This is a genomic window from Bosea beijingensis (genome assembly GCF_030758975.1).
In the GTDB taxonomy this organism is placed as follows: domain Bacteria; phylum Pseudomonadota; class Alphaproteobacteria; order Rhizobiales; family Beijerinckiaceae; genus Allobosea; species Allobosea beijingensis.
The window spans coordinates 180212-197977 of sequence record NZ_CP132359.1 but is presented as its reverse complement, the minus strand read 5'-3'; the positions used below and the strand labels follow the sequence as shown (position 1 = coordinate 197977).

At 66.4% G+C, this 17766-nt stretch carries 17 protein-coding genes; 11 read left to right on the top strand and 6 right to left on the bottom strand.

From position 1 onward, the window contains the following. Positions 1-2: 2 nt before the first annotated feature. Together Q9235_RS00965 and Q9235_RS00960 are read right to left on the bottom strand one after the other, a co-directional pair. Positions 3-1640, bottom strand: a complete 1638-nt coding sequence (locus Q9235_RS00965) for a methyl-accepting chemotaxis protein (RefSeq protein ID WP_306224900.1) — start codon at positions 1638-1640, stop codon at positions 3-5. Between the two features lie 157 nt (positions 1641-1797). Further along, complete coding sequence (locus tag Q9235_RS00960; RefSeq protein WP_306224899.1) at positions 1798-3075, bottom strand: NAD(P)/FAD-dependent oxidoreductase; 1278 nt, start codon at positions 3073-3075, stop codon at positions 1798-1800. A 139-nt stretch (positions 3076-3214) separates the two neighbouring features. Between Q9235_RS00960 and Q9235_RS00955 the strand changes: the two genes are divergently transcribed. From Q9235_RS00955 to Q9235_RS00935, 5 genes are read left to right on the top strand one after another with little or no spacing between them, the layout of a single operon-like run. Then, positions 3215-4093, top strand: coding sequence for a MurR/RpiR family transcriptional regulator (locus Q9235_RS00955; RefSeq protein ID WP_306224898.1), 879 nt, complete (start codon positions 3215-3217; stop codon positions 4091-4093). Positions 4094-4144: 51 nt separating this feature from the next. After that, entirely contained in the window at positions 4145-5713 is a 1569-nt protein-coding gene (locus Q9235_RS00950; RefSeq protein ID WP_306224897.1) for an ABC transporter substrate-binding protein, read from the top strand. 31 nt (positions 5714-5744) lie between these two features. Beyond that, the gene (locus tag Q9235_RS00945) at positions 5745-6677 is read left to right on the top strand and encodes an ABC transporter permease (RefSeq protein WP_293809060.1); all 933 of its coding nucleotides are present in this window, start codon (positions 5745-5747) and stop codon (positions 6675-6677) included. Beyond that, the gene (locus Q9235_RS00940; protein WP_306224896.1) at positions 6674-7519 is read left to right on the top strand and encodes an ABC transporter permease; all 846 of its coding nucleotides are present in this window, start codon (positions 6674-6676) and stop codon (positions 7517-7519) included. The genes Q9235_RS00945 and Q9235_RS00940 overlap by 4 nt, the downstream gene beginning before the upstream one ends. A 40-nt stretch (positions 7520-7559) precedes the next feature. Continuing rightward, on the top strand, positions 7560-9047 hold the full coding sequence (locus Q9235_RS00935; protein ID WP_306224895.1) for a M81 family metallopeptidase: 1488 nt from the start codon (positions 7560-7562) through the stop codon (positions 9045-9047). Between the two features lie 18 nt (positions 9048-9065). Here the strand turns inward: Q9235_RS00935 and Q9235_RS00930 are convergent, their stop codons facing one another. Together Q9235_RS00930 and Q9235_RS00925 are read right to left on the bottom strand one after the other, a co-directional pair. Beyond that, positions 9066-11231: a TRAP transporter permease gene (locus Q9235_RS00930; protein WP_306224893.1), complete on the bottom strand. Its 2166-nt coding sequence runs from the start codon at positions 11229-11231 to the stop codon at positions 9066-9068. Between the two features lie 126 nt (positions 11232-11357). Further along, complete coding sequence (locus Q9235_RS00925; protein ID WP_306224892.1) at positions 11358-12338, bottom strand: TAXI family TRAP transporter solute-binding subunit; 981 nt, start codon at positions 12336-12338, stop codon at positions 11358-11360. Between the two features lie 14 nt (positions 12339-12352). Here Q9235_RS00925 and Q9235_RS00920 point away from each other — a divergent pair, with 14 nt between their 5' ends. Beyond that, entirely contained in the window at positions 12353-12484 is a 132-nt protein-coding gene (locus Q9235_RS00920; protein WP_306224891.1) for a hypothetical protein, read from the top strand. A gap of 118 nt (positions 12485-12602) precedes the next feature. After that, on the top strand, positions 12603-13826 hold the full coding sequence (locus Q9235_RS00915) for an MFS transporter (RefSeq protein ID WP_306224890.1): 1224 nt from the start codon (positions 12603-12605) through the stop codon (positions 13824-13826). Positions 13827-13882: 56 nt separating this feature from the next. Here the strand turns inward: Q9235_RS00915 and Q9235_RS00910 are convergent, their stop codons facing one another. After that, positions 13883-14629 (bottom strand): superoxide dismutase, encoded by a 747-nt coding sequence (locus Q9235_RS00910; protein ID WP_306224888.1) that lies wholly within the window; start codon positions 14627-14629, stop codon positions 13883-13885. 248 nt (positions 14630-14877) lie between these two features. On the opposite strand from Q9235_RS00910, the gene Q9235_RS00905 reads away from it, so the two are divergent. Both Q9235_RS00905 and Q9235_RS00900 read left to right on the top strand, forming a co-directional pair. Beyond that, entirely contained in the window at positions 14878-16350 is a 1473-nt protein-coding gene (locus tag Q9235_RS00905) for a methyl-accepting chemotaxis protein (protein WP_306224887.1), read from the top strand. Positions 16351-16405: 55 nt separating this feature from the next. Beyond that, positions 16406-16873 (top strand): response regulator, encoded by a 468-nt coding sequence (locus Q9235_RS00900; protein ID WP_306224885.1) that lies wholly within the window; start codon positions 16406-16408, stop codon positions 16871-16873. A gap of 90 nt (positions 16874-16963) precedes the next feature. On the opposite strand, the gene Q9235_RS00895 is transcribed toward Q9235_RS00900, so the two are convergent. After that, positions 16964-17116 (bottom strand): hypothetical protein, encoded by a 153-nt coding sequence (locus Q9235_RS00895; protein ID WP_306224883.1) that lies wholly within the window; start codon positions 17114-17116, stop codon positions 16964-16966. Here Q9235_RS00895 and Q9235_RS00890 point away from each other — a divergent pair. Continuing rightward, positions 17109-17390: an STAS domain-containing protein gene (locus Q9235_RS00890; protein WP_306224881.1), complete on the top strand. Its 282-nt coding sequence runs from the start codon at positions 17109-17111 to the stop codon at positions 17388-17390. The two genes, Q9235_RS00895 and Q9235_RS00890, sit on opposite strands and share 8 nt — an antisense overlap. Before the next feature lie 6 nt (positions 17391-17396). Further along, positions 17397-17756 (top strand): response regulator, encoded by a 360-nt coding sequence (locus tag Q9235_RS00885; protein ID WP_047578672.1) that lies wholly within the window; start codon positions 17397-17399, stop codon positions 17754-17756. Positions 17757-17766 lie beyond the last annotated feature (10 nt).

Sequence of the window (17766 nt, the reverse complement as noted above, 5' to 3'; positions counted from 1 at the left end):
TGTCAGGCCCGCAGCTTGAAGCGCGAGATCGAGCTGCGCAGCCCGTTCGAGACCTGGTTGAGTTCGTCGATGGCGAGCGTCGACTGCTGCAGGGATTCGACCGTTTGCTGCGCGGCCTCGCTGAGCTGCGAGAGCGCCTCGCTGATCTGGCCTGCGCCGGTCGCCTGCGCCTGCATGCCTTCGTTCGCACCCTCGAAGCGCGGCACCAGCCCCTGGACCTGCTCGATGATCTCCGACAACTGGCCGCCGACCTGCTGGACCTCCTGCATGCCGCGCCGCACCTCCTCGGAGAACTTGTCCATGCCCATCACGCCGGCCGCGACGGCCGACTGGATGTCCTTGACCATCTGCTCGATGTCGTAGGTCGAGACGGCGGTCTGGTCGGCGAGGCGGCGGATCTCGGTCGCCACCACGGCGAAGCCGCGGCCGTATTGCCCGGCCTTCTCCGCCTCGATCGCGGCGTTGAGCGAGAGCAGGTTGGTCTGGTCGGCGACCTTGGTGATGGTGGTGACGACCTGGTTGATGTTGCCCGCCTTCTCGCTGAGGATCGCGAGCTTGGCGTTGATCGCGCCGGCGGCCTCCATCACCTGCCGCATCGTGCTCTCCATGCGCGCCAGCCCGGCCTGCCCGCCATTGGCGAGCGTCGCGGTCTGCTCGGCCACGGCCGAGACCTCATCCATGGTGTGGGCGAGCTCGTTGGAGGTGGCGGAGATCTCCTTGGCGGTGGCGCCGATCTCGGTCGTGGTTGCGGCGATCTCGTTGGCCGTCGCCTGCTGCTCCTTCGAGGTCGCGGCGACCTCGGTGATCGACGTGTTGACCTGGATGCTCGACTTCTGGACCTGGCCGATCAGCCCGGCGAGGTCGTCGGCCATGGCGTTGACGCCGTCGGCGAGCGTGCTGAACTCGTCGCGCCGGGCGAGCGTCAGGCGTTCGCTGAAATCGCCCTGCCGCATATGCTCGACGATGCCAAGCAGCTTGCCGAGCGGCACGGTGACAGCCCGGAACAGCAGGTAGCCGCAGAGGATCGCGAGGACGAGCGCGATCACGAAGCAGATGATCAGGCCGAGTTCGGCCGCACGGACGATGGCGACGATCTGACGGGTCGAAGCGTCGGCTTCCGCCTTGTTGAACTCGACCATCTCGCGCAGCGCGGAGCGCACCTTGGCGATGGTTGGATCGAGTTCGCTGCGGATCGCTGCGGACTGGTCGACGGCCTGGCCGTTCGCCGACGCCTGCTTGCCTGCAGCAAGGATCGCATCCTCGGCTGTGGCGAATTGTTCGACAAGCTGTGCGGCTGTGTTGTGATTGCGCCGGTCGATCTCCGTCGTGATCGCGCCTTCATAGGACTTCAGCAATTCGCGAACCCGCGCCCGGTTGGCGAGAACCGCATCGGCGGCCTGGCTTCTGGCCGCGGGATTCTCGGCGCGTCCCATCTCCCGGGCCAGGCGGGTGGCATCGGCCCAGACCACCATCAACTGCGCGCTGTAATAGAGCCCCGGAACGGTCTTGGTCTCAACCTCGAGCACCTCCCGCTCCGTCTGCAGGAACCAGAAATAGCTGGCTCCGGCCATGGCGGTCATCACCGCGAGGATCGCGGCGAAGCTGATCAGGATGCGACGGCGTATCGTCAGGCTCTTCATCGTTCAATCCATCGTCACGACGCGCGACAGGCGGCCGGGCCGGCTGCATGAGCGAAATCGTTCGCAGATCATCGTTAGCGGGGAGTTATTGCGCGTCCGTTGAGGAAACGCGTCGCAATGATGGCTGTAGAGCGTGGTGGCACAGCCGCCGGCCGGGTCAGGCGCTGCGGGCCTGGGGTAGAAAGCGCTCGGCGGCGAAGGGGGCGGGGTCGCAGAGTGTCGGCGCGCCCGTCATCATCTCGGCGAGCAGGCGACCGGTGGCGGGGCCGAGGGTGAAGCCGTGATGGGCGTGGCCGAAGGCGAACCAGAGGCCGCGATGGCGCGGGGCCGCGCCGATGATCGGCAGCATGTCCGGCAGGCAGGGGCGGGCGCCGCGCCAGGGCTCGGCATCGAGCCGGCGGCCGAGTGGTACGATCTGCCGGGCGATGCGCTCGGCCCGGTCGAGCTGCCAGGAATCGGAGGGTTCGTCGCGCCCGGCGAGCTCGATCCCCGTGGTCAGGCGGACGCCGCGCTGCATCGTCGTCAGCACGAAGCCGGCCTGGGCGTCGCAGAGAGGGTGACGCGGCGCCGTGTCGTCGGCGCTCTCGTAATGCATGTGGTAGCCGCGCTTGAAGCCGATGGGGAAGCGATAGCCGAAGCGCTCGACGAGATCGTTCGACCACGGGCCGAGGGCGACGACGGCCTCGGGCGCCTGCCATTCCGCGCCGTCGACCGACAGGCGCCATTCCCCATTCTCTTGCTGGAGGCTTGCTGCATCCGCCGGCTTCAACAGGCCGCCACGGGCGACGAACAGTGCGGCATAGGCGCGGGTCACCGCACCGGGATCGCTGACGGTGACGGGGTCGCGCCAATGCACTGCGCCGGAAACGCTGCCGGCGATCAGGCCGGGCTCGAGGCGGCGCAGCGCGTCCTCGTCGAGCAGATCATAGGCGAGACCGTAGGCTGCGAGTTCAGTGGCCCCCCGGGTCGCCATGTCGAAGCCCTGCCGCGTGCGGTAAAGCTCGATCCAGCCCTCGCCGCGCATGAGCGCCTCGGTGCCGGCGGCCTGCGTCCAGCGCCGGTGCTCGTCGATGCAGCGCTCGATCAAAGGCAGGATGGAGCGACCGAGCCGGTCGAGCCGGTCGGGGGCCGAGTTCCACCAGTAGCGCGCGAGCCAGGGCGCCATCCGCAGCAAGGCCGCCGGGCGATAGCGCACGGCGATGGAGCGGTTCGAGGCGAGGCTGGCGAGCGTCGCGATATCGCGCGGGAAAGCATAGGGCACGACCGAGGAGCGCTCGATCAGCCCGGCATTGCCGTGGCTGGTCTCGGCGCCCGGCTCGCCGCGATCGACCAGCAGCACGCGCCGGCCACGCTCCTGAAGGTGCAGCGCCACGCTGACGCCGACGATACCAGCGCCGAGCACGAACACATCGGCCTGTTCAATCGCGGTCGCCATCGTCGCTGGAATCCTCCCCATCTGCCGGACATACGCCCAGCGGAACCGAGCCTCAACTGGATCATTTTTGCAAGAAAATAAAAATCGATTGACAGTTTGAAAGAAAAATTTCTTGATCTCTCCAAGCGCGGGAGTGCCGATGTCGCAGACGCTTCGCCAGAGATTGCAGGCTTGCCTTGCCAACGGCTCCAAGGCCGACAAGGCGCTGGCGAGCTATATGCTGGCGCAGATGCCGAGCCTGCCCTTCGAGACGGCGGCGAGCCTGGCCGAGAAGGTCTCGCTTAGCGAGCCCACGGTCGGTCGCTTCTGCCGGACGCTCGGCTACAAGAGCCTGAAGGATCTCAAGGCCAATCTCGCCGAGGAGATCGGCGACAGGCCCTGGCTGATCAGCGACCGCCTGCGCGACTTCCAGCAGCGCAGCCTCGCCGGCGACGATCAGCTCGCGCGCAGCCTGCAACTGGAGATCGCCGGGCTCGTGCGCATCTACGAGCTCGCCCAGAGCGAGGAGTGGAAGCGCGTCGTCCGCCGGCTGGCGACGGCGCCCTCCGTCCATGTCACCGGTTTCCAGACCGAACGCGGCCTTGCGCAGTACCTCGCCAACCAGCTCCAGTACCTGCGCGACGGCGTGCATCTTGCCGATCTTGCAGCCGGCAATTTCTCGGAGCTGCTGCTATCGGGCGAGAAGGACCGCTGCCTCGTGATCTTCGAGGCGCGGCGCTATTCGCGCATGGCCAAGGTGCTGGCCGAGCAGGCGAAGGCCGCGGGCATCAAGACCACGCTCATCACCGATTCCTTCTGCGACTGGGGGCAGGGGCTCGTCGACGAGATGCTGGTGGTCTCGACCGAGTTCAACCTGTTCTGGGACTCGACCGCGCAGATGGCGAACCTCGGCAACCTCCTGATCAACGCGGTCTTCGTCGAGCTCGGCCCGCAGGTCGAGGCGCGCCTGAACCGAATGGCCGAGCTCTACGGGCGGTTCACCGGCCATGTCGGGGACAGTTCCGGCCCGCTCGACTGACGGTCGCGATCAACGCCTTTCGCAACATCTCGAAACAAAAGGGGAAGCGGGATGAAGACGATGATGAAGGGGAGCCTGCTGGCGCTGGGTCTGTCGGCGCTGGCAGCCGGCACGGCACTGGCGCAGGAAGCCACGTTCGTGATGACCGCGCGCCTTGTCGGCGCGCCGACCTACAACCCGATCAAGGCGACGAAGCTCAACACGGCGACGACGCTGATCTACGACCGGCTGGTGGTGCAGGATGCCGACCAGAGCTTCCACGGCCAGCTCGCGACCTCCTGGGAGTCGAGCCCGGACGGCATGCTCTGGACCTTCAAGCTGAAGCCCGGCGTCAAGTTCCACAATGGCGAGCCCTTCAACGCCAAGACGATCGAATGGTGGGTGCCGCAGTTCAAGGGCACCGAAAACGCCTTCACCGTCGAGGCGATCGACAAGGTGGAGGTCGTCGACGACCTGACCGTGCGCTTCCACATGAAGAATCCCGACCCGAACCTGCTGTTCAACCTCGCCAGCTCGTTCATGTGCATCCCGGAGCCGAAATCCTACGAGGCGCTCGGCGACAAGTTCGGCGTGACCGAGGCGATCGGCACCGGCCCCTACAAGATGCAGCAGTTCACGGTAGGCCAGCAGACCGTGCTGGTGCGCAACGACGACTACAAATCGGCTTCCGCCCTGTCGAAGAACCAGGGGCCGGCCAAGTTCAAGAAGCTGACCTTCCGCGAGATCGGCGAGGAATCGACCGCCTATCTCGAACTCAAGACCGGCGGCGCCGACGTGCTCGTCAACGTGCCCACCGACTTCCTGCCGCGCATCCAGGCCGACAAGGCGGTGAAGCTCGTGACCATCCCCGGCAACGAGGTGGTCTATATGCCGATCAACACCAGCGTTGAGCCGTTCACCGACGTGAAGGTGCGCGAGGCGACCGCCTTCGCCGTGAACCAGAAGGAAATCCTGACCAGCCTCTATGGCGGCAATGGCGAGACCGCCGACACCTTCCTGATCTCCTCGCTGAAGGAGTCGCAGGTCGATCCCAAGTACAAGATTTCCTACGATCCCGAGCGCTCGAAGAAGGTGTTCGATGCGGCCGGCTGGAAGCCCGGCCCCGACGGCATCCGTGTCAAGGACGGCAAGCGCCTCGAGGTGAAGCTCTGGGCCCAGAACGGCACCGAGTTCAAGCGCCTCGCCGAGATCGTCCAGGCGCAGCTCAAGGCCGTCGGCATGCAGGCCGATATCAGCATCGTCGATGCCGGCTCGATCAATGCGCAGTACCGCAAGAAGACCGAGCACCAGCTCGCGGTGCGCGCCTATCAATGGACCAATGCCGATATCGTCGACTGGTTCTTCGCGGCCAAGCGCGCGGGCTATCCCAATGTCTCTATGTTCAACGATCCCGAGGCGGAAAAGCTCAACGACATCGCCATGAACAAATCGAAGACCTGGGACGAGCGCGTCGCGAATTTCACGAAATACCATGAGTACGTGCTGTCGCAGTATCCGTTCGCGCCGATCTACCAGCCGGTGCAGAGCCTGGCCTATGGCAAGCGCGTCGTGATGCCCGAGAAGATCCGCGGCATCGGCTTCTCCAGTCAGTCGATGATCGACATCGCCCCGGCCAACTGAGCCGGGACGAACTCGCGTAGGAGATCGATCCTTGCTGCGCTTCGCGATCCGGCGCCTCGCCATGCTGGTGCCGGTCTTCCTCGCCGTCTCGCTGGTGATCTTCATGATCATCCATCTCGTGCCGGGCGACCCGCTGGAGCATCTGATCCAGGTCGGCTCCTCGCCCGAGCAGCGGGCGCAGATGATCGCGCGCTACGGCCTGGACCAGCCCCTGCTGGTCCAGTACGGGCGCTGGCTCGCCAAGGTCGTCACCGGCGATTTCGGCGACGCCATCGTGATGCGCCAGCCGGTATCCCAGCTCATCGCCGAGAACATGCCGCATAGCCTCGCGCTCGGCGGCACGGCGCTGATCTTCTCGACGGTGGTCGGGATCGTCACCGGTGTGCTCGCGGCCTCCTTCCGCGACAGCCTGTTCGACCGGGCGGTGATGGGCTTCATCCTGCTCGGTTCGACTCTGCCGAGTTTCTGGCTCGCGCTCCTGATGATCCTGATGTTCGCCGTGCAATTCGAGTGGTTCCCGGTCTCGGGCGCCCGGACATGGGACGCGCTGGTGCTGCCGGCGCTGACCATCGGCATCGGCGGTACGGCGCTGATCGCCCGCGTCACGCGCGCCGCGATGGTCGAAATCTCGCAGCGGGACTTCGTGCGCGTGCTGCAGGCCAAGGGCGTGCCGTTCTGGCGCATCCAGCTCCGCCACATCCTGCAGCAGGCGATGCTCCCGGTCATGACCATCCTCGGCCTGCGCATCGGCTGGATTCTCGGCGGCGCGGTCACCGTCGAATACGTCTTCGCCCGGCCGGGGCTCGGCTCGTTGCTGATCACGGGCCTGGGTCAGCGCGACTATCCGCTGGTGCAGGGTTGCCTGCTGATGCTGGCGATCGCGGTGATGTTGGGCACGCTGATCGGCGATCTCGCCCAGGCGGCGCTCGATCCGCGCCTGCGCGAAGCGATGGGTGCGCGATGAGCCGCAAATCTCTCGCCGGCCGCATCCTCCGTTCGCCGCGTGGCGCCATCTGCGCGTTGTTCCTCCTCGCGCTCGTGCTCTGCGCGATCTTCGCGCCCTGGATTGCGCCTTACGATTATGCCGCGCAGAAGCTCTCCATCGCCAATACGCCGCCCTCGGCGGCGCATTGGCTTGGTACCGACGAGTTCGGGCGCGACCTGCTTTCGCGCATCATTCAGGGCGCGCGGACCTCGCTCAGCGTCAGCGTGCTCTCGATCGCGCTCTCGGTGCTGATGGGCGCGGCGCTCGGCGCTGCCGCCGGCTATTTCGGCGGTATCTTCGATAAGGTCGTCACCGTCTTCGTCGACCTGACCTGGTCCTTCCCGGAAATCCTGCTGGCGCTGATCCTGATCGCGATCCTCGGGCCCGGATTGCATTCGACGGCGATCGCCATCGCGATCGCCTATCTCGCGCAGTTCACCCGCCTGACGCGGGCGCAAGTGATGGCTCTGAAGGGCGAGCTCTTCGTCGATGCGGCTGTGACGGCGGGTGCTCGGCCGGCCCGCGTGCTCTTCCTGCATCTCCTGCCCAATGCGATGACGCCGGTCGTTGTCGCCGGCATGTTGGCGACCGGCGATGCGATCGTGCTGGAAGCGACGCTCGGCTTCTTCGGCCTCGGCGCCCAGCCGCCCGTCCCGAGCTGGGGGGCGATGATGAGCTCCGGCACCGCGCAGATCTTCATCGCGCCCTGGATCATCATCTTCCCCGGCCTCGTCATCGCCACGACTGTCATCGCCATCAACGTCTTCGGCGATGCGCTGATCGAGGCGCTCGATATCCGCCGCCCGCTGCGGGACGGCTGAAATCCGCCCCATCACTCGCGAAAGCAGCCAGAGGAACGCCATGAGCTTCACCGTCCTGACCGCCGAGTTCTCGCATGAGAGCAACACTTTCAGCCGCTGCCCGGCCGATTACGCAGCCTTCACCGATCGCGGTATCCAGCTTGGCGACGACGCCATCGCCGCGCGGGCCGAGGCCAACACGCCGATCGCCGGCTTTCTCGATATCGGCCGCCCGGCCGGGTGGAAGGTCATCCATGCGATCAGTGCCGCTGCGCAGCCCTCCGGCCCGGTGACGCGCGATGCCTTCGACCGGATCGCCGGCGTCATCGTCGAGACCGCGAAAGCCCATGCCGGAAAGATCGACGGCGTGCTGCTTGGCCTGCACGGCGCGATGGTCACGGAATTCTGCGAGGACGGCGAGGGCGAATTGCTGGAGCGCGTCCGCGCCGTGCTCGGGCCGGACGTGCCGATCGGCGTGACGCTCGATCCCCACGCCAATGTCACCCGGAAGATGACCGATCTCGCCAATATCGTCGTCTCCTACAAGACCTATCCGCATGTCGACATGCGCGAGATCGGCAAGCTTGCGGCCGGCATCATGCAGCGGACGATGAAGGGCGAGATCAGGCCGGTGACGCTGCGCGCCGAGCGGCCGATGCTGGAGGAGGTCAATGGCGGGCGCACCGATGTCGGCCCGATGGTCGAGCGCATCGCCAAGGCAAGGGCATATGAGAAGGAGGCCGGCGTCTTCGCCGTCAGCGTCAATGGCGGTTTCGGCAATGCCGATATCCACGAGGTCGGCCCGACAGTGCTCGTCACCTGCGAGGGCGAGCGCGAGAAACACCATGCTTTCGCCGAAGCGATGGTCGAGGACATGTGGCAGCGCCGCTTCGACGTGGTGACGCCGTTTCTCTCGGTCGAGGACGCCGTCGACGAGGCCAAGTCCTATGTCGCGACGAAGGGACCGCTGATCATCGCCGACTACTCCGACAATCCCGGCGGTGGCGGCTATGGCGATGCGACCGGCCTGCTCAAGGGCATGATCGCGGCCGATCTCAGGCAAGCCTGTTTCGGCCCGATGGTCGATCCTGAAGTCGCCGCCGAGCTGCGCAAGGGCAAGCCGGGCTCGACCGTCTCGGTCAGGCTCGGTGGCAAGGTCGATCCCGAGATCGGCGGCGGGCCGCTCGAGCTCACCGGCACGCTGGTCAGCGTCAGCGACGGCGACTATACCGGCGACGGCCCCATGATCGGCGGCTTGCAGGCGAGCTGGGGGCCCTGCGCCGTGCTGCGCGTCGGCGATATCGAGATCCTCGTCACGACGATCCGTGCCCAGATGAACGATCTGCAGCAGTTCCGCGCATTCGGTATCGACCCGGCGGCGAAGCGCGTCGTCGGGCTGAAATCGATGCAGCATTTCCGCGCCGCCTTCGAGCCGATCGCCGGCAAGGTGATCGTCTGCGACAGCGGGGCGCTCTGCACGCCCGATCTCAGCAAGCTGCCCTATCGCCGGGTGCGGCGGCCGCTCTACCCGCTCGACAAGGGGGTGTGAGGGGTAGAGCGCCCCGGATCAGGCCGGGGCGATAGCCGCCTTGCGCGCGAGGACCTGCCTGAGCAGCACGGGCGCGCCGATGATGAGACCGGCCACGATCGAATAGGGCGTGGCCAGGATCATCGGAAGGGCCGCTAGCCCGATGACGAAGCGCTCCCACATGGCAAGCGGTGCCAGGAACCAGCCGGAGAAGGCGGCCGAAAGCAGGGTGATGCTGGCGATGCAGGCGGCGGTCGAGCCGACGAACTCGGTCCAGGTGAAGCCCGGCGCCATGATCAGCATGGAGGGCGAGAACACGAAGACGAAGGGCACCAGCACCTTGCCGAGCGCCAGCCGGAAGGCAGTGTTGCCGGTCCTGAACGGGTCGGCGCCGGCCATGCTCGCCCCGGCATAGGCCGCGATCGCTACAGGCGGCGTGATGTCGGCGAGGACGCCGTAATAGAACACGAAGAAATGGGCGACGAGCGGGTTGACACCGAGCATGCCGAGCGCGGGCGCCGCCACCGTCACCATGATGATGTAGTTCGCCGTCGTCGGCACGCCGCAGCCGAGCAGGATGCAGACGATGCCGGTCAGGAGCAGCGTGAAGAACAGCGTCGCGCTCTTGATGTCGAAGGGCAAGAACGGGACGAGATCGATCAGGCCCTTGGCCCATTGATCGGCAAGCGAGGTCACGATCCAGGAGATCTTGAAGCCGACGCCGGTCAGCGTCACCACGCCGACGATGATACCGACGGTCGCGGCCGCCGCACCCACGCCGATCGCGTATTTCGCGCCGAGGACGAAGGCATCGACCATGTCGTTGACGCGCCTGCGGCCCTCAGTCGAGCGCAACAGCACGCCATGCGCCATGACGGCGAAGGCGGCAGTCACCAACGCCGCGTTGACGCCCGGCACGCGCAGCAGTTCGGTCGGGGCGGCGATGCCGATGGCGAGCGCCAGCGCCAGTGCGGCGCCTGCCCGGTAATGCGCGAGGCCGACCAGCATGCAGCCGGTGATGCCCCAGAAGGCGGCGAGATAGGGCGTGTAGCCGGTGAAGAGCACGACGATCAGTGCGAAGAGCGGCGCGACAGTCGGCCAGTCACGGGCGAAGACCTCGCGGAGCTTCGGCGCCTCCGCGTCGGTCATGCCGCCCATGCCGGTGCGGCGCGCCTCGAAATGCACCTGCATCAGCACGCCGAAGAAATGCATGAAGGCGGGCACGATCGCGGCGATGACGATGGTCGCATAGGGCAAGTTGAGGAACTCGACCATCAGGAAGGCGGCGGCGCCCATGATCGGCGGGGTGATCTGGCCGCCGGTCGCGGCGGTCGATTCCACGGCCGCCGCGAAATGGCGCTGGTAGCCGAGGCGGATCATCATCGGGATGGTGAGCGAGCCGACGGTCACGGTGTTGGCGACCGAGGAGCCCGAGATCATCCCGAACAGGGCCGAGCCGAAGATCGAGACCTTGGCCGGGCCGCCGGCGAAGCGGCCGGCGACCGCCGCAGCGACGCCGAGGAAGAGGCGGCCGAGGCCGATGCGGGTTGCCAGCACACCGAACAGCACGAAATGGAAGACATAGGTCGCGACGACGCCGAGCGCGACGCCATAGACGCCCTGACTGGTCAGGTAGAGATGGTTGACGAGGTTCGACCAGGTCGAGCCCGGATGCAGGAAGATGCCGGGGAACCAGTTTCCGAAGAGCGCGTAGACGATGGCGAAAAGCGCGATCAGCGGCAGGCCCCAGCCGATGGCGCGGCGCGTCGCCTCGATCATCAGGACGATGGTGATCGTGCCCATCGCGACGTCGAGCGGCGAGGGATTGCCGACGCGGAAGACGAGGTCCTCGAAGATCCAGGGTACGTAGAGGCTGGCGACGGCGACTGCGATCGCGAAGACCCAGTCATAGAGCGGCACGCCGCCGGGGCGGAAGGCGGTCGAGGGATAGACGGTGCCGGCCTCGCTCTTGCGCGCGGAGAAGACGAGGAAGATCAGCCCGAGCACGAAGGCGAGATGGATGCCGCGATGCGTGGTCTCGCGCAGCAGGCCGAAGCCGGCCGTGTAGTAATGGAAGGCCGACAGCGCAAGCAGCAGGCCGCCGATCAGCAGCGCGGTGCCATGCGGCACCTTGCGGAACTGCATTTCCGGATCGAGTTCTTCCTCGAGCTTGGCGAGTTCTGCTGCGGAGGGCTGGTTGGTCATGGGAAGAGACCTCGGCGATCGAGCTGGAACAGCGCCATCCGCGCCGTCAAAATAGAAGCGCCGTCATCCCGGGTCGGGCGTTGCTCGCCCGGGATGACGGATCAGACGCACGGATGCGTGGTCTGCTTACTTGAGCAGGCCGGCTTCCTTGTAGAACTTCTCGGCACCCGGATGCAGCGGCACGCCCTGCAGGCCGGAGAGCGCGGTCTCCTTGCGGATCGCCTTGCCCTTGGCGTGGCCGGCATCGAGCGCGGTGCGAGCCTTGTCGCTCCACAGCGACTTGGTCACGGCATAGACGGTGTCGGCCGAAATCTTCGAGGAGGTGACCCAGTGGGCGCCGACCGCGACGGTCTTCACAGCGCCGACATCCTTGTATGTGCCGGCCGGGATTTCGTCGGCGGCGAAGAAGGGCGAGTCCTTGGCGAGCTTCTCGGCCGGAGCGCCGGTGATCGGCAGGATGTCGATGCCCGAGCCAGTCGAGGCGAGCTCGGAGATGGCGGCGGCCGGATAGCCGCCGGTGAAGAAGAAGGCATCGACCGAGCCGTCCTTCATCTTCTCGGCCGCCTGGTTCGGCTTGAGGTACTCGGCCGAGATGTCCTTCTCGGTGACGCCGAAGGCGGCGAGGATCGCCTTGGCGTTCAGAAGCGTGCCGGAACCAGGCTCGTCGAGCGAGACCTTCTTGCCCTTGAGATCGGCGACGCTCTTCACGTTCGAGGCCTTGCGGACGACGAGGTGAACGCTCTCAGGATAGAGATTGGCTATCGAGCGCAGTTCCGCGACCTTCGGCTTGCCCTCGTAGACGCCGGTGCCGGAATAGGCCCAGTAGGCGACGTCAGCCTGAACGAAGCCGGATTCGGCGGCGCCGCCGACGATGGCGTTGACATTGGCGACGGAGCCGTTGCTGGCGACGGCGGTCGCGACGAGTTGCGGCGGGGCCGAGATCGCATTCGCGATCAGGCCGCCGATCGGATAATAGGTGCCGGCCGTGCCGCCGGTGCCGATGCGGAAGAAGGCCGGGGCCTGGGCAACGGCGATGCCGGCCACCAGAGCAACGGCTCCAAGGGCGAGGCCAGCAGCGGTCAGTTTCGAACGAAGACGCAGAGACATTCAGTCAACCTCCCATGAAAGCGGGCAATCTCGGCAGGATTGGACGCGGGATCAATCGGAAATTCAACTCGGTCGGTGCGATCAACAGCGATCTGGCCGGATTTGACGGCTTTCAGGACGCGAAAAACTGGCCAGGCATGCAGTGAGGGCATTGCCGTGGTGCCGGCTCATGAAATTGTGCGGGCGGCGGCGATCCTCTAGAGCCTTCGACCGCGTCACGAGGCGGGAATCGGCCTGCCGCAGACGCTGCGGGACTTTGCCGAGATGACCGCTAGCGCGCCGACTGCCTCCCTGCCGCAACGCGCCATGATGCCGGTGCTGATCGCGCTGAGCTTCACGCATCTGCTCAACGACATGATCCAGTCGCTGATCCCGGCGATCTACCCGATCATCAAGGAATCCTACCGGCTCGATTTCGGCCAGATTGGCCTGATCACCCTGACCTTCCAGGTCTCGGCCTCGCTGCTGCAGCCGGCCGTCGGACTCTATACCGACAAGCATCCGATGCCCTATTCGATGGTTGTTGGCATGGGTTTCACGCTGTCGGGGCTGATCGGGCTGGCCTATGCCGGCAGCTACGGCTTCCTCCTGCTCTCGGCCGCCTGCGTTGGCATCGGCTCCTCGATCTTCCATCCGGAGGCGACCCGCATGGCGCGTAACGCGTCCGGCGGCCGGCACGGTCTGGCGCAAGGCATCTTCCAGGTCGGGGGCCAGACGGGCGGGGCGCTCGGGCCGTTGCTTGCCGCCTTCGTCATCGTGCCGCGCGGGCAGGGCAGCCTCGCCTGGTTCTCGGTCGCGGCGCTGGTCGCGATGATGTTGATGGTCTGGACCGCGGCGAGCTATGCCCGCCTCGATAGGGCGCGGCCGCCGAAGGTTGCTGCGGCGACCGCTGCGCCGGCGCGGCCGGGCAAGCGCTCGGTCGCCTTCGCGATCACGATCCTGATCATCCTGCTGTTCTCGAAGAACGCCTATTCGGCGAGCTTCTCGTCGTTCTACACCTTCTACCTGATGGGCAAGTTCGGCATCTCGATCCAGAACTCGCAGGTGATGTTGTTCCTGTTCCTCGCCTCTTCGGCGGCGGGAGCGCTGGCCGGCGGCATGCTGGGCGACCGGATCGGCCGCAACAAGATCATCTGGTTCTCGATCCTGGGCGCGCTGCCCTTCACGCTGGTCCTGCCCTATGCGGACCTGTTCTGGACCGGCGCACTGACGATCGTGATCAACCTGATCATGTCGAGCGCCTTCGCCGCGATCCTGATCTATGCGCTGGAACTGCTGCCCGGTCGCGTCGGACTGGTCGGCGGCTTCTTCTACGGGCTGTCCTTCGGGCTCGGCGGGCTTGCCGCCGCGCTGCTCGGCGAGTTCGCCGACATTCTCGGCATCGAGATGGTCTACAAGATCTGCTCTTTCATCCCGCTGATGGGTCTGCTCGCCTGGTTCCTGCCGCGGCTCAGCGAAGGCACGCGCGGGGCGAAGGTCGGGCATTAGCGGAGAGGGCGGTCATGCTCGGGCGAGCCCGAGCATGACGCGACCGGCGATTCCTGTCAGAGCGCGAGCTTGCCCGCCTTGGCGGCGGCATAGCGCTCGTTGACCTTCTTCCAGTCGACCACGTTCCACCAGCCCTTGAGGTAGTCGGCGCGGCGGTTCTGGTACTTCAGGTAATAGGCGTGCTCCCAGACGTCGTTGCCGAGCAGGACCATCTGCTTGTCCATGATCGGGCTGTCCTGATTGGGCTTGCCGAGCAAAGCGAGCTTGCCTGCCTTGTCGACGGTGACGAAGACCCAGCCCGAGCCGAAGACGCGCAGGCCAGCCGCCTCGAAATCCGCCTTGAACTTGTCGAAGCCGCCGAGATCGCGGGTGATCGCTTCGGCGACCTCGCCGGCCGGCGCGCCGCCGGCGCCCGGCGCCATGATCTCCCAGAACATGCTGTGGTTGGCATGGCCGCCGCCATTGTTGCGGACGAGGGTGCGGATGCTCTCGGGCAACTGGCCGAGATCGGCGATCAGCTCCCCGACGGAGGCCTTGGCGATGACGCCATTGTCCTTGGCGGCATTGTTCAGCGCCGTGACATAGGCCGCATGGTGGCGGTTATAGTGGATGTCCATCGTGGCCGCGTCGATATGCGGCTCCAGCGCATTGGCCTCATAGGCGCGCTTCGGCAGCGAGAACGGGCCGGCCGGAGCAGCGGGGGCTGCGGCCTGCGCCCAGACCTTCGGCGCGGCGGCGACGGCGAGCGCGGCGGCGCCCAGGCCGATCAGGCCACGGCGGGAGACGGCGGAAACTGCGGTCATGGGAATCCTCCGGAAAGCGTTCGGGCGTGTTGGCTTTCTGCTCAACGCGCGTTGCCCGTTGCGGGTCCGCCGTCGATCGCTCCCAGCTATAGCACGGGCGTGCGCAGCAGTTGACCCTGCGGCAATATCACAATTCCGGCTTGCATATCGAAAGTGGTAAACCGCCCGATCGGGCTCTTAACCGGCGATTTACCGCGTTTCTCTACATTTCCGAGAGAAATCCTCCCGGGTTGAAGGGGCGTCCCGCCATGCATGCACTGGCTCGCAAGCTCGATCTGCCCGTTGGCGCGGCCATACCGGCCAATGGCGACGAGCCTGCAGGGGCAGGCGCCGAGCGCGCGGTGCGCGAGATCGCAGACCGTTTCGGCAAGCTCAGCGCCGAGATCACCGATATCGCCGGGCGCGTCGGCGACGTCACGCAGCAATTCGACAAGCAGACGGCGGGCCTGCGCCGCGTGGTCGGCGCGGTCGAGCAGGTCTCGCAGGCCAACAACGCGATCCGGCAGGCGGCCGAGGGCGCGCAGGCCGCCGCTTCCGGCGTCCGCAACGGCCTCGAGCGCGTGACGAAATCCGTCCGGCTCGGGCTCAATGCGGCGCAGGCGGATATCGAGACCCTGTCCCAGGAAGCGCAATCGATGTCGCAGGTTCTGGCGCAGGCCGTCGGCGATGCGCACAAGGCGCGGGCGTCGAGCGACGCGATCCAGTCGATCACGCGCGAGATCCAGCTCCTGTCGATCAATGCCGGCGTCGAGGCGGCGCGCAGCGGCGAGGCCGGCAAGGGCTTTGCCGTCATCGCGGCGGCCGTGAAGGCGCTGGCGGAGCAGACCCGCGAGGCGACGGCGGCGAGCGCGGCCCAGCTCGACCTCCTCGTGAAGGCGGTCGATGCCGTCGCCCGCCGCAGCCAGGAAAACGCCCAGACCGCGCAGCGCGCGCAGGCGGGCAGCCAGACGATTTCGCAGCAGATCGGCGAGTTCGACAGCTTCGGCCGCTCGGTGGTCGAACTGATCGGCGAGATCGAGGCGGTGTCGCGGCCGACGCGGGAGAATGCCGAGGCCTGTGCCAAGGCGGGACAGGACCTCGCGGGCTTGGTCAGCGGGGTCGATGCCTCCACCGACAACCTCCAACAGGCCGGGCAGCGTACCGAGGCGCTGGTGGCGATCAGCGAAGGCATTCTGGGCTCGATCGCGGCCTCGGGCGTGCGGACCGCCCAGTCGGAGCTGATCGCGACCGTGATGGAGACGGCTGGCACGATCGGACAGATGTTCGAGGCGGCGCTGGCGCGCGGCGAGCTCACGCTCCCGGACCTGTTCGACGAGGCCTACCGGCCGATCCCCGGCTCGGACCCGGTGCAGCATATGACGCGCTTCGTCGCCCTGACCGACCGGTTGCTGCCGCCGCTGCAGGAAGAGCTTTTGACCTCGAACGGGCGGATCGTGTTCTGCGCGGCGGTGGACCGCAACGGCTTCCTGCCGACGCATAACCGCAAATACGCGCAAGCCCAGGGCCGCGACCCGGTCTGGAACAACGCCAATTGCCGGAACCGGCGCATCTTCGACGACCGGACGGGGCTCGCCGCGGCCCGGAACCGCAAGCCGTTCCTGCTGCAGAGCTATCGGCGCGACATGGGCGGCGGGCAGTTCCTCGTCATGGAGGACCTGTCGGCGCCGATCATGGTGAAGGGGCGGCACTGGGGTGCCTTCCGCTTCGGGCTCAAGGTTTAGCAACCAGTCGCGTGCGATTTGTCGAGTTGAGTGAACGAGTTCCCGAGTCCGCGCCATGCATATAGCGCCTTCCTTCCCGAACCTCTCGGTGCTGCTCATCGATCCGAGCCCGCATTACCGCCGGATCGTGCGCACCATGCTGTACCAGGCGCAGCTCAATCGCATCTTCGAGGCGTCCGACCTTTCCTCGGCCGCCTCGACCTTCATCCAGAAGCAGCCGAACATCGTCATCCTCGACTGGGACATGCCGGAGGGGAACAGCGTCAAGTGCCTGGCGGCGATCCGCTCCTTCAGGACCTCGCCCTTCGCCAAGGCACCCGTACTGATCATGATGGAGCGGCCCGACCGGCGCTCGGTCGTGCAGGCGGCGAAGCTCGGCGCGCATGAGATCGTCACCAAGCCGATCTCGCCCAACAATCTCTGGCTTCACCTGTCGGGCGTCATCAACGTACCCCGCAAATACAGGGAGGCCGAGGGCAAGATCACGCTGGTGCCGCGCGCGATCAGCAACGCCATCTTCTGATTGTTGCTCAGAGGCTCCCCGAACGGAATGCGGCGGCATTGTTCGGCTCCAGCCGGCGGCGTGGCGTCCTTGCGCGCAAGCTCGAGCTCGTCACATCGCCGCCGAGGCCTGCGACAACCCCAGGTAGGTCGCATCTGCCCCGAAAACGCCAAGAGTATTGATCCGCCTCAACATATTTAGCGAAGTTTTTACCAGTTTGACGCGATGCTCCAGGCGCAATCCTGGGTCGCCCTTCATGGTCATCACCGTCTCGCTTCCCCCTTTCCTCGGCCGGACCGAGGCCGCGACGTTCCGCAACCAGTTGCTGGTGGCGCTGGAACAGCGGGAAAGCATTGCCGTCGAGTGCGCCGAGGCCGGCCCGCTGCCCAGCCTCTGGATCCAGCTTCTCCATTCCGCAGCCTCCAGCGCCGCCGCGCGGGGGCTTTCGGTCACGCTCAAGGCGGCTTCCGAGGAATGCCGCGAATCCTTGCGGGCGATCGGCTTCGATGCCGCTCACAGCGCTCTCGTTCTGGAGTGATCAGGTATGAAAATCCTGGCGATCGACGATACCAAGACACTGCTCAGCCTGCTCAGCCTGACGCTCCGCAATGCCGGCCATGAAGTGGCGGAGGCCGAGAATGGCGAGGACGGCCTCAACAAGTTCGACCAGTTCCGCCCCGATCTGGTGATCACCGATCTCAACATGCCGATCATGGACGGCATCGAATTCACGCGCGCCTGCCGTTCGCGCCCTGCCGGGCAGAACACGCCGATCATCGTGCTGACCACGGAGAACGGCGCAGAGATCAAGGCGGAAGGCCGCCGCGCCGGCGCCAGCGCCTGGATGGTCAAGCCCTTCGAACCCAATACGCTGCTCGGCCTCGTCGCGCGCTACCAGAACTGAAGGTCGGCCG

Bases quoted from the DNA above. Each gene is read 5' to 3' on its own strand.
- Q9235_RS00965 (WP_306224900.1), bottom strand. From the start codon at position 1,640: ATGAAGAGCCTGACGATACGCCGTCGCATCCTGATCAGCTTCGCCGCG.
- Q9235_RS00960 (WP_306224899.1), bottom strand. From the start codon at position 3,075: ATGGCGACCGCGATTGAACAGGCCGATGTGTTCGTGCTCGGCGCTGGT.
- Q9235_RS00955 (WP_306224898.1), top strand. From the start codon at position 3,215: ATGTCGCAGACGCTTCGCCAGAGATTGCAGGCTTGCCTTGCCAACGGC.
- Q9235_RS00950 (WP_306224897.1), top strand. From the start codon at position 4,145: ATGAAGACGATGATGAAGGGGAGCCTGCTGGCGCTGGGTCTGTCGGCG.
- Q9235_RS00940 (WP_306224896.1), top strand. From the start codon at position 6,674: ATGAGCCGCAAATCTCTCGCCGGCCGCATCCTCCGTTCGCCGCGTGGC.
- Q9235_RS00935 (WP_306224895.1), top strand. From the start codon at position 7,560: ATGAGCTTCACCGTCCTGACCGCCGAGTTCTCGCATGAGAGCAACACT.
- Q9235_RS00930 (WP_306224893.1), bottom strand. From the start codon at position 11,231: ATGACCAACCAGCCCTCCGCAGCAGAACTCGCCAAGCTCGAGGAAGAA.
- Q9235_RS00925 (WP_306224892.1), bottom strand. From the start codon at position 12,338: ATGTCTCTGCGTCTTCGTTCGAAACTGACCGCTGCTGGCCTCGCCCTT.
- Q9235_RS00920 (WP_306224891.1), top strand. From the start codon at position 12,353: ATGAAAGCGGGCAATCTCGGCAGGATTGGACGCGGGATCAATCGGAAA.
- Q9235_RS00915 (WP_306224890.1), top strand. From the start codon at position 12,603: ATGACCGCTAGCGCGCCGACTGCCTCCCTGCCGCAACGCGCCATGATG.
- Q9235_RS00910 (WP_306224888.1), bottom strand. From the start codon at position 14,629: ATGACCGCAGTTTCCGCCGTCTCCCGCCGTGGCCTGATCGGCCTGGGC.
- Q9235_RS00905 (WP_306224887.1), top strand. From the start codon at position 14,878: ATGCATGCACTGGCTCGCAAGCTCGATCTGCCCGTTGGCGCGGCCATA.
- Q9235_RS00900 (WP_306224885.1), top strand. From the start codon at position 16,406: ATGCATATAGCGCCTTCCTTCCCGAACCTCTCGGTGCTGCTCATCGAT.
- Q9235_RS00890 (WP_306224881.1), top strand. From the start codon at position 17,109: ATGGTCATCACCGTCTCGCTTCCCCCTTTCCTCGGCCGGACCGAGGCC.
- Q9235_RS00895 (WP_306224883.1), bottom strand. From the start codon at position 17,116: ATGACCATGAAGGGCGACCCAGGATTGCGCCTGGAGCATCGCGTCAAA.
- Q9235_RS00885 (WP_047578672.1), top strand. From the start codon at position 17,397: ATGAAAATCCTGGCGATCGACGATACCAAGACACTGCTCAGCCTGCTC.